The sequence below is a fragment of the Streptomyces sp. MMG1121 genome, assembly GCF_001280015.1.
Classification (GTDB): Bacteria; Actinomycetota; Actinomycetes; order Streptomycetales; family Streptomycetaceae; genus Streptomyces.
In genome coordinates this window covers 1-12,758 of the sequence record NZ_LGDV01000258.1, presented here as the reverse complement: position 1 = coordinate 12,758, position 12,758 = coordinate 1, and the positions used below count along the sequence as shown (strand labels likewise).

Genomic DNA, 12,758 nt, shown 5'->3' with positions numbered 1-12,758 from the left:
CGCTTCGCGCGGCTCACCCGACGGGCCTTACGGCCCATGCGGCAGAGGTGAGGGCGGTCGGGGGCTGCACGGTCATCCGCGGGCGGAGCGTGGGGGGGAGTGACTGGCCGTCAAGATGCGGCCTGTCGAGAGCTGGAGTTTCTGTACAGAGGTTCGGCTTCTAGTGCTTCAAAATGCGTCACGGATTGGATCTGGAAAAGATCACGGCCCCCGGGACGAGGCTCCTGCACTGCCGCCGAACAAGTGGAGCCGTGTGTCACCGGCCCGGTGCGCGGATCCGCGGCGGCCACCGCAGAGAGTACGCAGGAGGAGACCGTTCCGGTACCTCCCGCACGGGTGAACTCGGAGCATCACGCAACGCGCCACCTGGGCAGGCTTCATGGGTGCGGCACCGGTTCACCTGGTCTCCGGGCGCGGATGAGGACAGGTCAACTGTGTGCCCGGTATGCGTGCTGATCGCCAGTCACTACCTGACGTACGGTGCGCATTTGGGCTTGTAGCCGGGTGGCTGGGGGCAGCCCTGCATGACTTCGGGCAGGGCCCAGGGCAGGTAGTGGTGGGCGTTACTGAGGGGCCACACGGTCGGCGGCAGTGGCTTTCTGCGAGTGTTCTTGCGCCGCCTGGGGCGTGGTGGCTGGGGCGGGCGGAGTCTGCACTCCTCGGCAAAGTCGGTCAGGAACGGTACTCGTGTCGAGCCCAGGGGGTCGGTGAAGAGGCGGTCGTCCCTGGTACCGGTGGCCAGGAGATGGGTGAATGCCGCAGCCCGTAGGAGGGGGCGTGCCCAGGCCGGCACGATGTGGGTCATGCAGCCCTGGCGGACGTTGTGGCGGTCATGGAGCGTCACCGTACTGCCGTCCAGGGCGGCGTCCTGCACGCGGGCGGTGGCCAGCTGGCTGGTCGAGGCGGCGGTGAAGCATGCGGTGGCGAGCTCGGCCGCGAGATGGGGATGGGCTGTGCCGGCGTGGAGGCGCCGGGCGACCTCCTGCTCGGTCAGTGTAGGCATGATGGGAGGCGTGAAGCCGCGCTGGTTGGCCGGTGGCGCAGTACAGGCGCACGCCGGGCTGTCCTCGAAGGACTTCAGCGTGGTCAGGGCCGGCAGGCTGATCCACCGCCGCCGCAGGACACCGGTCCCGGGCTTGTCGGCTGGAGGTTCTGGCTGGGCGAGCACCGCTTCGGCGTCGGCGACCTGGTGCTGCGTCGAGGCCAGAGCGCGTTTCAGTGCCCGGGGAAGTCTTCGCTGGTGGCATACCAGGGTGAGGCGTACTCCGGTGCAGGAGCGCAGTGCGATCAGGCCGGCAAGGCAGCGCTGGTGAAGGAGGTGGGCGCGCAGGACGGTGAGGTGGGTGACGGGGATGGCGAGGATCCAGGCCGCGCACAGGGTCCAGGCGGGGCTGGGGTCGGTGGCGGGGTAGGCGGTCAGAGGGGCGGGTTTGCCAAGTGCAGCGAGGATGTCGCAGGCCAGGGTGAGGGTGGAGCCGGTCGCGGGGGTGGGGTGGACGGTGACGCGGCCGCCTGCCGGGTCGTGAGCGGCCAGGGCCGCGCGGGTGTGGGTGACGTCGTCGCGCGGGTCCATGACCAGCGTGACGGGCGGCGGGTGGGGGCAGGCCGGCATGTCTCATGCGGCCTGGCGGGTGCTGAGTTTGCTGTAGGCCCAGCGCAGCAATTCCTCGTCGACCTGCTTGCGGCCGCTCTCCCTCATCCCGGTGATGAGGTGATGGGTGATCTTCGCCCAGGCCCGGAAGTTCCCGTGTGCGGCCTCCTGGTCGCAGAGGGCGATCAGGTCGGCCTCGGCCTCGGCCCACAGAGGATGGAAGGCCGGGATGACGTCCAGGACCTCCTCCAGGGACATGCGGCCGATCTCCTGCCAGGAGTACACGCGGGATTCGAGCATCGGCTCGCTCTGCAGCATCTCGAAACAGCCGTTGCCGCCGGTGAAGACAATCGTCAGATCGGAGTCGGTGTCGTCCCGCAGGTAGCGCAGGTACTCAAAACACAGCTTCGACAGCCACTGCGCCTCGTCACACACCAGCACCCATGATTCCTGAAGTGCGGTGCGCAGCATCCGGTCGAACTCGATCGCGTGCGAGGGCGGCCGGCCCGGCAGCCCGAGTGCGTGGAACAGCTCGTGCCGCAGGTCCCGGGTGGAAGGGCGGGCACGGAACTGGATCCGGCGGGTCAGCTTCGGCGCCAGCTCGCGCAACGAGGCGTTCACCGCGAAGGACTTGCCGTGACCGGCCTGCCCATAGATACAGATCATCGCCTTCGCCTCGATCGCCGCCCGGACGTTCTCCCTCGCCGTCAGCAGCGCTCGCGTGGAGACGATCTGGGCACCGGGCAGGCGCATGAAGTGATCCTCCCGCTCCCCGGGCAACCGTCCCCTGCGTGATGAGGTGGGCATCTCACGTCACTCCTTGCTGTCTGGAGGGGCCTTGGTGCCCGCCTGACCGTCTGCCGCCGGGGAGTCGGGCACAGGGCGCGGCCGCGTGGTAGAGGCGGAACGTGGGCGGGCCCAGCCTGCGGGCGGGTCCCGGGGCGGGATCAGATCGGGCAGTGCACGGGCCGCCAAATCCGTCTGTCCCGCGTGGGCGATCTCCTCCTGGGCCTGCTGTCCGGTGACCGTGCGCCGGGGACGAGGCGTGCTTGGTGCGGTCGTGGCCGTGTAGCGGGTCCGGCGCAGCTTCTCCGCCGCCTGCAAGTCGGCCTTCAGCGCGCGGGCCTTCTTCTCTCTGACCGAGCTGAGTGCCCGGCGCTGCTCCAGCGTTGCGGCCTGGGCGAGGTAGGCCTTTCCCAGGTGCCGGGCCGGGTCGGCGGCGTCGAACACGTCGATCTCGCCGTCGTAGTGCGGCAGATAGCGCAGCCGCACGCGGGTACCGACGTGACCGACCATCCACGGCGCGATGTAGGCACGGCGCCGCCAAGTGACCCCGTTCGTGGTGATCTTCCGGATCCGGCCGTCATCCTCCAGCGCGAAGAACGCCAGTTGCTCCTCAGGAACGTCTTCCAAGGGGGTCGGGTCTGCTTCCCACGCCTTCCGGGGCGTCCACCCCTTCTCCAGGCCCGCCGGGTGGTGCTCGGTATTCCACCAGGCCACCCAGTCCAGCAGCACCCTCACAAAGTCCGCGAACGGCATCAGCGCATCGACGGGATCGCCCTGGTGCGCCCCGGCCGGCCGGGCCCGGCGCGTGTAACCCGGCAAGGAGACCAGCAACATCTCCTCCAGCGCCCCGTTCAGGGCCTCGACGGTGCCCTTGCGATACGGCGTATACGCAGGAAGGTCATCCACCGGCACCGCGAAAGCCCCCAACGCCCGGATGACCGCCCGACACAGGAACTCCTTGCCACGGTCCACCCGCACCAGCGACGGCAGCCCACCAAAGGGACCGTAGGGACCAGTGCGGCTGATCCCCGCACGCAACGCCACCAGCACCGCATCCCGAGCAGGCTGATGCGGCGTAACGGCCACACCAGTGATCACCTTCGTCGCCACATCGACGAACCACGTCACCCACGGACACACGGACATGCCGTCCAGCTCCACACGGACCGGGATGCGCTTATGATCCCCTTCCCAGCACGCGTTGCGATGCACCGGCGGGCGCATGCCATACACGTCGAACCGACGACGAGCCCCCTCACCACCCTTCAGACCAGCCCGCTCCCCCGCCGACAAATCCCGCACCACCGCGCGCTGCATCGTCGCCAGGGAGGGGACCCTCGTGGCCTGACCATCCCTTTCGGCCTCGGCGGTCAGTTCCCGGTGCACCGCCGCGACGTTCCCGCCCCACAGGGCCAGCAGTTGGCGTACGTGCTGGGTCACAGTGAAACGGTCGCGTGGCATGCTGCCGGCCTGGCCTGCCGTCCGTGCTGCCTGCAGCCACCGCCACACGGTCCGCTCCGACACTCCCAGAGCTGAGCAGATCAGCCGGACATGTCCCGAGGTCAGCTCACCCCGCGTATCCAGCAACCGCAAACGCTCCACCGCCTGCGCCCGCGTAAACACAGCCGGCAGTTCCTGCCCCGACAGCGCCACCACCTCCACCCGCTGAATCCCCCGGGTCCCGGCTTCGTGCTCGCGAGACCTCACGGAGCCTCACTCATGACAGCGCGCACACCGCACACCTGACAGAACAAACCGCGAAACCCTGACAGAACCGGCTTTGCTGCTGTATACGCGGGGTTGCAGCCAGGGCTCATGACCGCCGTATCCCGGTGCTCAGGATGCGGATCACCGTGGACCCATGACCGCCCAGAGTCGTGCCTGCGCCTTCTGGCCCTGACCACCAGAAAGGACGCTCGCCACTGCCGGGCGAAGGCAGGACATCCGCTCCGGCCGACCGACGCCCGCACCCCGTACGCAGAGCTGTGCTGTCTGCTTGCGAATGCTTCGCCTATGCAGCGAGGTGGAGAGTCCCGCTCTCCGCCGAAGTTTCGGCATGGCGGTTCAGGTCCAACTTGGCGCATGCCTGGTCCCATCGGTCCTCGCTCGTCACCCCGGCGCGGACGGCACCGTCCCTCCACCTCGTAAGACTCGTGGAAGGCAGACCACAGGCCAGTAGGAAGGCGATGGTCTGCTCGGTGCTGACGGGAAGTATGCGCCCTTGAAGGACGCGGCGGACGGTACTGCTTGGCAGCTCGCCCAGGCCTGCCTTCGTCTCCATCTCCCGGGGTGACGGGGCCCCGCACCACGCGTGTTGATCGCGTAGTGCCCGGCCCAGGTCGGCGCGGCTGGCGATGAGGCTGGGATCGGGCGCCTTGTGGAGGTAGTACGGGGCCCGCGTGGCACGACGTGCCCGGACCCATAGCTCCTGGGCCATCCCCAGGGCCACACCCAGGTCACCGTTGAATTCCTCGTCCTTCGTGATGGTGGTCTCTACGAAGGCCTTGATGGTGTCCCAGGCCGGGACGACGGCTCCAGATGCGGCGCGCTTGAACGTCGCCTCCGAGGGCATGCCATGCATGCGGTCGGCCATCTCCTGATAGGTCAGGCCGACCACGGTCCTGCGACCGCGCAGGAAGTCGGCGAGCTTCGCACACGCCGGGACCGTGCGGTCGACCGGCTTCTCCGGACGTCCCATGGCGGCTTACCTCAGTTCCCTGAGCTGAGGTAAGCGCGCAACAGACGGCTGAGCCGGCCGCCGGAACCGCCGCCGGTCACCACTGCCAGAAGGGCTGTCGCACCGACGCCGCTGGCGCCGCCAAGGAGGACAAGCGTCTCCTTGACGCTCATGCCCAGCTCGGCGAGGACCGCGGCAGTAATAACGCACACGCTGATCACGAGCGCGTGGGCCATACCGAACCGCACACTCGTGGAAGCGCTGCTGCCAGACGACGCTGGCGCAGTGGCCGCAACAGGAACTGCCGCGCTGGGCTTGACGCCCATAGGGATCCCCTAACCACCGTCCGGCGACCCTGAGATCGCCGGACGGCACTGATCGGCTCCAACCGTGTCGTCCATGCCGCGCGCTAGCGGGAGTTGGCGCTCCCAGCACACGAATGGGCTTGCTGGCGGCCAGTGTCCCAGCCGTTACGTCCGATATGACAGTCGGTCAAGCCGTAAGTTCACCAGCGCACCAAAAGGCCGACGCTACCCAAAAGGGGACAGCCACCACATGCCAACCAGGCAATGCACCCACGGGTGCATTCGCATCCGTGCAGGTCAGAACGTCACGCAGGGTCACAGCACGAGATCCTAGCGATGGCTGCAAACAGGCTGTGTCAGCGTTTTCGCGCTGACCTGCGTTGGTTCAATTTCGTGCCGTGCATCGAGCCGTACGGCCGACTCGTACAAGCAACACTCTCCATACGAACTCCCGTGATCGGTCACGGGTTCGGCCCCTGACTGCTCCTGGCTCCAACCGGCGCGCGCAGGGAAAAGGGGCAGGTGTTGGCGCGCCTGCCCAGAAGAAGAGCCGATGACCATGAGTCATCGGCTCTTCTCGTATCAGCACAAAACAACCTGGCCCAACCCCGGTCAGGAGCGCCAGTCGTTTCACGCAGCCGGGCACCACGGGGAAGAACCACCCCTGGCCACCCCGCAGAGACAGCCACGTAATGGCAGCCGTCTCAAGCATCTCGCAGCACTCGTCGCCACCTACAACGACCATGCCCTGAACCACGTCGAGACAGACCAACACCAACCCCAGACACCAAAACGCCTACAGACACCACGCCAGACCAACAGCACCAAAACCGCAAGCCTGTCACCACATAGACCGCAGCAACGGCACCGAAAATCCCAGAAGCCAGGCACCCGACCAGCCACAACACCAACTGACACCCACGCGGTCACCCACTGACAAAAGATCGCGACTCATCACCTGCGGGCCCGCGGTGTGTCCGGGTGAGCCGGGTGACGAGTAGATGAGGGTTACCCGTGCCGAGCTGGCGCCGGTGTTCCAGGCAGCGTTGCAGCGCCTTCCAGGTCGTGTCGTCCAGTGGAAGGTGTACCGATCTGCCGGGGAACTGGACGCTGTGGCGGTGGGGGTCGATGTCGGTGAGGTGGCGCAGTTCGGTGATGGTGGATGCGTGGAGGAGGGCGGCAAGGCCGATGAAGGCCTCGTGTGGGTGGATGTCGTGGTTGGTGGCCCATCGTTCGTACAGGGTGCGCTGCTGGCCGGGGGTGCGGGTGGGGCCGTGAAGTTCCCTCTGCTGCACGGCAGTTATCGGGTCGGTGGGGTTGTGGAGGACGGCCTTGGAACGGTGGGCGTAGGAGAAGAACTGACGCAGCCCTGCGAGGTGGGAGGCGCGGCGGTCCGGGGCCAGGGCGAGGAAGGATTCCAGGTCGGTGGTGGTGACGCTCGCCCAGCTGATGTGTCCCTCGGGGTGGAGGTGGAGGGCCAGGTCGCGGATGGTGTTCAGGCGGATCTCGATGGTCTTCAGGTGGTTGGGGTGCAGTCCGAGTTGCTGGGCTTGCTCGCGTTGCAGCAGCAGGAAGTTGGCGAACCCTTCGATCTGGGCCCGCAGTGGGCTGGGGGTGTCTTCGATGCGGCGGGCACGGCGCGCTGCCGCCCGGCTGTCGGCGAGGTGCGGTGGCGGGTCGAGGTGGCCGTGAGTACGGAAGAAGTCGGCGAGTGCTCCGATGAGTTCGGGAGCGTTGCGTTGGGCGTGCGCGAGCAGTGTGCGGGGGTCGCCGGCTGTGGTGGTCAGGATCAGGCGCGCAGTGGTGGCGACGATGTCGGCCGCGTAGATGGGGTGGCGGTGGCCGGCGAGGTGCGTGGCGAAGTCGTTCCACCAGGCTGGTGGGGCGGGCATGCGCTCGGCCCATCCGGTCGCGCGGGTCATGACGGTGTGGGGTGAGTGCTCGTAACAGCGCCTGCACAGGCTCTTGGTCCACTGCCCGAGGGTTTTGCAGCGCGCACAGCGTGCCGGGGGTGCGGTGGCGGGATCGGTACAGGCCCGGCAGCGCTGGGTGGCGGCGTCGAGGGTACGTCGGCGCCCGCAGTGCTGACAGGGGCCCCGGGCCGGTTGTCCGGCCGAGCGGCGTCGGCATGCCGCGCACAGATCCTGGGTGGACCGTCGTGGAGCACCGCAGAGGGTGCAGGTACGGGAGCACCAGGCGCAGCGGCCCGTGTCCGGGTGCAGCCAGCGCAGCCGGCGGCAGACCGAGAGTTGTCCTTGACGGTCCGGGACGCCCTGGCGACGGTCGCGGGCGGACGCGTGGCGGGGTTGGGCGCGGTCATAGCGGTGGCAGGGACCGGTGACGGGGTCCAGGCGGTTGTTTCGGAGTGGGCGTAGCAGGGGTGGGGGCGATGCGCGGCGTGGGGGGTGAGGACGCGGTGGGTTCGCTCAAGGTCAACAGGTCGCCCGGGGTGCAGTCGAGCGCTGCGCACAGGGCCGCCAGAGTGGACAGCTTCACCTGGGAGGGCTGCTTGGTGAACAGCGCGGACACCGGAGGCGGCGGACAGTGCGAGACCGGCCCGCTCGGCCAGGAGGCAGCGCAGCTGCGTGCCTGTCCAGATGCCGCGCTGTGCCGGGGCGATCCGCAGCTTCCATTCCGCCTCGGGCTCAGGAGCAGCAGGTTCGACGGCGTGGAGAGGAGGGGGTGTGGTCATCCGGGGCTCCCAGGTCAGCTGGCCAGGCCGGTGACGGCGGTGAGTGTGGCGCGGCGCCAGGCGTCCTCGACGAAGGTGAGGCTGGGCCGTACGTAGGCCATGGTGGAGGCGATGTGGTGGTGGCCGAGGAGCCGCTGGACGGTGAGCAGGTCCATGCCCTGTTCGTAGTGGTGCGTGGCGCAGGCACGGCGCAGGTCGTGCGGGGTGAACCGGTCGCTCTCGGGGCGGCCTTCGCTGTCCAGGAGGCGTGAGAGGCGGTCGCGTACGGTCTGAGGCTTCAGTGCCTCGCCGTAGGCGTCGCAGAACAGCGCGGCAGTGTCGGGGAACAAAGGCGGATGTCACTCTGGTACCAGGCAAGGATCTGGTCCAGTCCGTCGAGCATGGGAGCCCATCTCGGGCGTGGTCCCGAGGCGCCTGCCGCCTTGCGAACCGCACGTGGAGCTTGCCGGACGGGCCGAGTCCGGGATGGACGTCGCACAGATCCAGGCGGAGCGCTTCGCTGAGCCGCGGAGCGCAGTGGTACAGCGTGCGCAGCAGAGCGTAGTCCCGTGCCGCGGCCGGGTAGTCGGACGTGACGGCCAGCCGAGCGCGGGCGAACGTGAAGAAGGCGGCGAGGCGCCCGGCCGTGGGCGGCAGCCGGCGAGAAGGCTCGTCCCAGACGTGGCGCAGCCGGTTGAACCGGTCCAGCGGATCGGCCACCGTCGCGCCGTACAGGGCGTGGATCTGGGTCGCGTAGCGCAGGCGTACGAACGTGTGGAACGAGCGCAGCATGTCCAGGTAACGGCGTCTGGTTCCCGCGGTCCGGCCCGCGAGCAGCAGACTGTGCAGCATCGCGTCCACGTGGGCAGGCTCGATCTGCCACACCGGCGCCTGGAAGTGGGCCAGCACCCGTGGAAGCAGGGAAGAGTAGGCGTCGATCGTCGACGGAGCGAAGCCCCGCACCACCCACGTGTTCGCGAACGCGCGGACGCAGCCGGCCTGGAAGACCCACACATCCGGTACCCGTCCGGCATCACAGGCCAGGTCGGTGAGCCCGCCCTCCACCAGCCGAAGAAAAGGCCTCTCCCCCGCGATCTCCACCGCCATCACGCCGACGACCACCCGGTTAAGGCAGCACCTGAACCAGGCAAGCACCACCGAAGAAATCAACAAGACAACTGAAGAAAGGCAACTCCCACCTCACCACCAACCCCGCAACCCACACGTTCGCGCTGGCCCGCCTGCTGGGCTTCGACCTGATGCCCCGCATCCGTAACTGGAAGGACTCGACGTTCTACCGGCCCAGCAAGCAGAGCGAGTACGTGCACATCGACGCCCTGTTCGGAGAGCCGGGCAGGAACGTGATCGACTGGGACCTGATCGAATCGCAGTTCCGGCACCTGATGCGGGTGGCCGTCTCGGTGCGCGAGGGGGCGATCTCCTCCTCCACGCTGCTGAAGCGGCTGAGGTCGGGCTCCAAGAAGAACGCCACGTACGCTGCGTTCGGCGAGGTCGGCCGCGTGATCCGCACCGTGCTGCGCTACCTCTCCGACGCGCCGCTGCGCCCGAGTCGTTCAACCGGTTCTCCCAGTGGGTCGGCTTCGGCAACCGCGGCGTCATCGCCGACAACGACCCGGTCGAGCAGGAGAAGGCGATGAAATTCAACGCTCTGCTCACGAACGCGGTCATTTTTCACAATGCCCTGGACATCGCCGAGATCGTCCGCCAGCTGCTGGAGGAGGGCTGGACGACCGAGCCGGAGGACCTGGCGCACATCTCGCCGTACCTGACCGAGCACATCAACCGGTTCGGCGAGTACAGCACGCACGAGCTCGGCATCCAGCCCGAGGCGTACGACCCGAAGCTGGACGTGGACTTCGCCCCGCTGCACGAGGCGGACCCGGCCGCGGCCGGCTTCGGTCAGGCCCCGCCTGAAAGGCCGCGGCCGGGGCGGCATCATGAAGTCCATGGACGATTGATCGAGGGTGCTTACGGCGGCGCGGCCGGTGACGGCATCATCGTCCGCTGGCCGGTGTTGCCAGGATCGGCGTGCTGATTCAGGCTGAGTTCTTCGACTGCGACTCGCGTCCTTGTGTGCGCAGGTGCTCGTTGATGCGCCTGGCTTCTTCGAGCTGGTCTTCGAGGATGACGATGCGGCAGGCGGCTTCGACGGAGGTGCCCTGGTCGACGAGTTCGCGGGCGCGGGCGGCGATGCGCAGCTGGTAGCGGGAGTAGCGGCGGTGGCCGCCTTCGGAGCGCAGCGGGGTGATCAGGAGGTGTTCGCCGAGGGCGCGGAGGAAGGCGGGGGTGGTGCCGAGCATCTCGGCGGCCCGGCCCATGGTGTAGGCGGGGTAGTCGTCATCGTCGAGATTGTCGACGGGACGGGAACTGGCAGGGGGCATAGACCTCTTCTTTCAGGGGACACGTCGGGGGGCCCGGGTGCCGTACGGCACCCGGGCCCCGAGCTTTCAACACCATCTACCGGCGAACTGCGCCGGCCTTCTTTGTCCGCAGGTTCCGCCCGGGAGGGCGGGGCTGCGGGGATCGCGGATGCGTGACCGGGGACCACCTTCCAATCCGGGGCCTTGCGGTACCCGAGCGGACTGCTTCCTCGCCCGGGCGATCCTGATGGCGTCTGCTCCTTTACTTCGGCTACACGGTCGTACTGCTGGATGACGCGGATACTGCTCGCAGCCCCCGTGGGGCGTCCTGCTTGACCTGCATGCGCGGCAGTTCATCTCTGCCGTGCCCATCTCGACTTCCTGGGTACACGCAAACAATAACCCTGCGACGAGTCAATGTCTACTGTGACCGCGACAGATTTTCTTCAGGTTCGATGCGTATAGTTCTGCCGCAAACACATCTGCATGAGTGATGCCCCGGCGCGAACCCACGAGGCGCGGACGAGGAAGCTGGCCATCCTCTACGAGCTGTGTGTGCTGGTCAGCTGGCGGGATGCGCTGCGTCGGCGGGAGATCTGGGCGCCGGGGGCGAACCGGTGGCGTAACCCGGAGGACGATCTCCCGCAGGACTTCGAGGGCAATCGGGGGTTCGCCCGGGGGCGGAGGCTGACTGGGCTGTTGCGGGGCACCGGGCCGGGGTCAGGGGGGAGTGAGGGTGTCGAGCCGGGCGGCGAGGTCGGGGTGGGCGGCGGCCAGGTGGGGGCGGGTGGCGGTCAGGGGGGCGATGAGGTCGGCGGGGTCGTTGTGGGCGAGGGCCGCGTGGAGCTCATTGAGCGGGCGGCGGGCGGCGGGGGGAAGGTCGGTGAGGGCGGTGATCTGGCCGGCGAGGCGGCGCAGGTCGGCCGCATTGCGGCGGGCCCAGGTGGCGGTGTTGCGGTCGGCGGCCCGGGCCTGACGGGTGGCCGTCACGCGCTGTTCGCCGGTGGTCCCGGCCGGGCCGGGGCGGCCGCGCAGGTAGCGGCGCTCGGCGGCCTGGCGGCTGGCGACACCCAGGGGGGAGGCGAGGTCGGCCCAGCTGGCGCCTGCGTCCCGGGCCGTTTCGATCAGGCCGGTCTCCCATCCGGCGAGCCGCTCACGTACCTGCCGCAGCAGCATCAGCGAGGCGAGGGCCTGCTCCGGGGCCGGCCCGACGACGCCGAGGGTGTCGGGGGTCTCGTGCTGGGCGTCGCGCAGGGCGTCGTCTATGGCTTTCAGGGCCGCCGCGGCGGCGAGGAACGACGCCGGGCTGTGGGCGTCGGCGTCGGTGGAGACCGGCTTGCCGGGTGCGGTCACGGGCACCTCCCTCGGATTGTCATCATGTAGATGACATCGTGTTTGTCATCCATTGGATGACATGTTACAACGGTGTCAGTGAGGCGCATTGGCAGTAACTGCCTGAACCTGCTGGAGGTGTTTTCACGATGTTGATGCGCACTGACCCCTTCCGTGAGCTGGACCGGCTGGCTCAGCAGCTGATGGGCACCGGCACCTGGTCACGGCCCGCCGCGATGGCGATGGACGCCTACCGCGAGGGTGACGAGTACGTGGTGGCCTTCGACCTTCCCGGCGTCAGCGCGGACGCGATCGACATCGACGTCGAGCGGAACATGCTGACGGTCAAGGCGGAGCGCCGGCCGATGGCGAAGGCCGACGACGTGCAGATGGAGCTGTCCGAGCGGCCGCTGGGTGTCTTCTCCCGCCAGATCGTGCTCGCCGACACACTGGACACCGAGCACATCAAGGCCGACTACGACGCGGGCGTGCTGACCCTGCGCATCCCGATCGCCGAGCGCGCCAAGCCCCGCAAGATCTCCATCGGCGTCGGGACCGGCCACAAGGAGATCTCCGGCTGACACCGGCCGGACAGGTGCGGAGGACGGGCACCTGATCTCCCCCTCACCCCGTCCTCCGCACCCCGCGGGCAGGCCGAAGAACAAGAAGGGGTGGCGGCGAGATGACTCTGCGACGCGAAGCGTTCCTCGACCGCGTGAAGGAGCGCGGCGAGTACGGCACTGTGGAGGAAGCCGAGCACGCGGCCCGTGTAGTGCTCGCCCTGCTCGGCGCGCATCTGGTCGGCGAGGTTCGCGCCCAGCTCGCGGCACATCTCCCGGAGGAATTCGCCCTGATCCTGCTCAACCCGCTGCAGAGCGCCGAACCGCTGCCCCCGGAGCGGTTCGTGCGGGCGACCGCAGCCTGGATCGAGGGCGCCACCGAGCAGACCGCGACCTGGGACGTCAGCGCCGTGCTGTCCACGGTCGCCGACACGGCCGGCGAGGACCTGCTAGGG

The 12,758-nt window shown here is 68.5% G+C and carries 12 protein-coding genes and 2 pseudogenes; 3 read left to right on the top strand and 11 right to left on the bottom strand.

Going from position 1 to position 12,758, the window contains the following annotated elements:
- Nucleotides 1-466: 466 nt before the first annotated feature.
- The 9 genes and pseudogenes from ADK64_RS40850 to ADK64_RS49410 all read right to left on the bottom strand — a co-directional run.
- On the bottom strand, nucleotides 467-1,612 hold the full coding sequence (locus ADK64_RS40850; RefSeq protein WP_053667320.1) for a hypothetical protein: 1,146 nt from the start codon (nucleotides 1,610-1,612) through the stop codon (nucleotides 467-469).
- A gap of 3 nt (nucleotides 1,613-1,615) precedes the next feature.
- Entirely contained in the window at nucleotides 1,616-2,344 is a 729-nt protein-coding gene (locus ADK64_RS40845; RefSeq protein WP_234384928.1) for an ATP-binding protein, read from the bottom strand.
- A gap of 60 nt (nucleotides 2,345-2,404) precedes the next feature.
- Nucleotides 2,405-3,979: a Mu transposase C-terminal domain-containing protein gene (locus tag ADK64_RS40840; RefSeq protein ID WP_078993155.1), complete on the bottom strand. Its 1,575-nt coding sequence runs from the start codon at nucleotides 3,977-3,979 to the stop codon at nucleotides 2,405-2,407.
- 409 nt (nucleotides 3,980-4,388) lie between these two features.
- Nucleotides 4,389-5,075 carry a hypothetical protein gene (locus tag ADK64_RS40835; protein WP_053667318.1) on the bottom strand — a complete coding sequence of 229 codons (687 nt, stop codon included), beginning with the start codon at nucleotides 5,073-5,075 and terminating at the stop codon, nucleotides 4,389-4,391.
- 11 nt (nucleotides 5,076-5,086) lie between these two features.
- Nucleotides 5,087-5,290: a hypothetical protein gene (locus ADK64_RS40830; RefSeq protein WP_053667317.1), complete on the bottom strand. Its 204-nt coding sequence runs from the start codon at nucleotides 5,288-5,290 to the stop codon at nucleotides 5,087-5,089.
- Between the two features lie 995 nt (nucleotides 5,291-6,285).
- Nucleotides 6,286-7,281: a hypothetical protein gene (locus tag ADK64_RS40825; protein WP_053667316.1), complete on the bottom strand. Its 996-nt coding sequence runs from the start codon at nucleotides 7,279-7,281 to the stop codon at nucleotides 6,286-6,288.
- A gap of 394 nt (nucleotides 7,282-7,675) precedes the next feature.
- Nucleotides 7,676-7,855: a helix-turn-helix domain-containing protein gene (locus tag ADK64_RS48290; protein WP_234384929.1), complete on the bottom strand. Its 180-nt coding sequence runs from the start codon at nucleotides 7,853-7,855 to the stop codon at nucleotides 7,676-7,678.
- A gap of 210 nt (nucleotides 7,856-8,065) precedes the next feature.
- The gene (locus ADK64_RS46890; protein ID WP_199829851.1) at nucleotides 8,066-8,380 is read right to left on the bottom strand and encodes a tyrosine-type recombinase/integrase; all 315 of its coding nucleotides are present in this window, start codon (nucleotides 8,378-8,380) and stop codon (nucleotides 8,066-8,068) included.
- Between the two features lie 475 nt (nucleotides 8,381-8,855).
- A pseudogene (locus ADK64_RS49410) lies at nucleotides 8,856-9,137 on the bottom strand (hypothetical protein); the annotation flags it as partial.
- Between the two features lie 152 nt (nucleotides 9,138-9,289).
- On the opposite strand from ADK64_RS49410, the pseudogene ADK64_RS48285 reads away from it, so the two are divergent.
- Nucleotides 9,290-10,086 (top strand): annotated as a pseudogene (locus ADK64_RS48285) (Tn3 family transposase).
- 1 nt (nucleotide 10,087) lies between these two features.
- Here ADK64_RS48285 and ADK64_RS40805 read toward each other — a convergent pair.
- Together ADK64_RS40805 and ADK64_RS40800 are read right to left on the bottom strand one after the other, a co-directional pair.
- A complete protein-coding gene (locus ADK64_RS40805; protein ID WP_053667314.1) occupies nucleotides 10,088-10,432 on the bottom strand; it encodes a helix-turn-helix domain-containing protein in 345 nt (114 codons plus the stop codon).
- Nucleotides 10,433-11,131: 699 nt separating this feature from the next.
- Entirely contained in the window at nucleotides 11,132-11,764 is a 633-nt protein-coding gene (locus tag ADK64_RS40800) for a hypothetical protein (protein WP_053667313.1), read from the bottom strand.
- A gap of 128 nt (nucleotides 11,765-11,892) precedes the next feature.
- Here ADK64_RS40800 and ADK64_RS40795 point away from each other — a divergent pair, with 128 nt between their 5' ends.
- Together ADK64_RS40795 and ADK64_RS40790 are read left to right on the top strand one after the other, a co-directional pair.
- The gene (locus ADK64_RS40795; protein WP_053667312.1) at nucleotides 11,893-12,324 is read left to right on the top strand and encodes an Hsp20/alpha crystallin family protein; all 432 of its coding nucleotides are present in this window, start codon (nucleotides 11,893-11,895) and stop codon (nucleotides 12,322-12,324) included.
- Between the two features lie 101 nt (nucleotides 12,325-12,425).
- Nucleotides 12,426-12,758 (top strand): DUF2267 domain-containing protein (locus tag ADK64_RS40790; RefSeq protein ID WP_053667311.1); only part of this gene is annotated, 333 nt, incomplete at its 3' end.

Coding starts and splice junctions, on each gene's coding strand:
- ADK64_RS40845 (WP_234384928.1), bottom strand. CDS start 2,344: ATGCGCCTGCCCGGTGCCCAGATCGTCTCCACGCGAGCGCTGCTGACG.
- ADK64_RS40850 (WP_053667320.1), bottom strand. CDS start 1,612: ATGCCGGCCTGCCCCCACCCGCCGCCCGTCACGCTGGTCATGGACCCG.
- ADK64_RS40805 (WP_053667314.1), bottom strand. CDS start 10,432: ATGCCCCCTGCCAGTTCCCGTCCCGTCGACAATCTCGACGATGACGAC.
- ADK64_RS40830 (WP_053667317.1), bottom strand. CDS start 5,290: ATGGCCCACGCGCTCGTGATCAGCGTGTGCGTTATTACTGCCGCGGTC.
- ADK64_RS40795 (WP_053667312.1), top strand. CDS start 11,893: ATGTTGATGCGCACTGACCCCTTCCGTGAGCTGGACCGGCTGGCTCAG.
- ADK64_RS40835 (WP_053667318.1), bottom strand. CDS start 5,075: ATGGGACGTCCGGAGAAGCCGGTCGACCGCACGGTCCCGGCGTGTGCG.
- ADK64_RS40825 (WP_053667316.1), bottom strand. CDS start 7,281: ATGACCCGCGCGACCGGATGGGCCGAGCGCATGCCCGCCCCACCAGCC.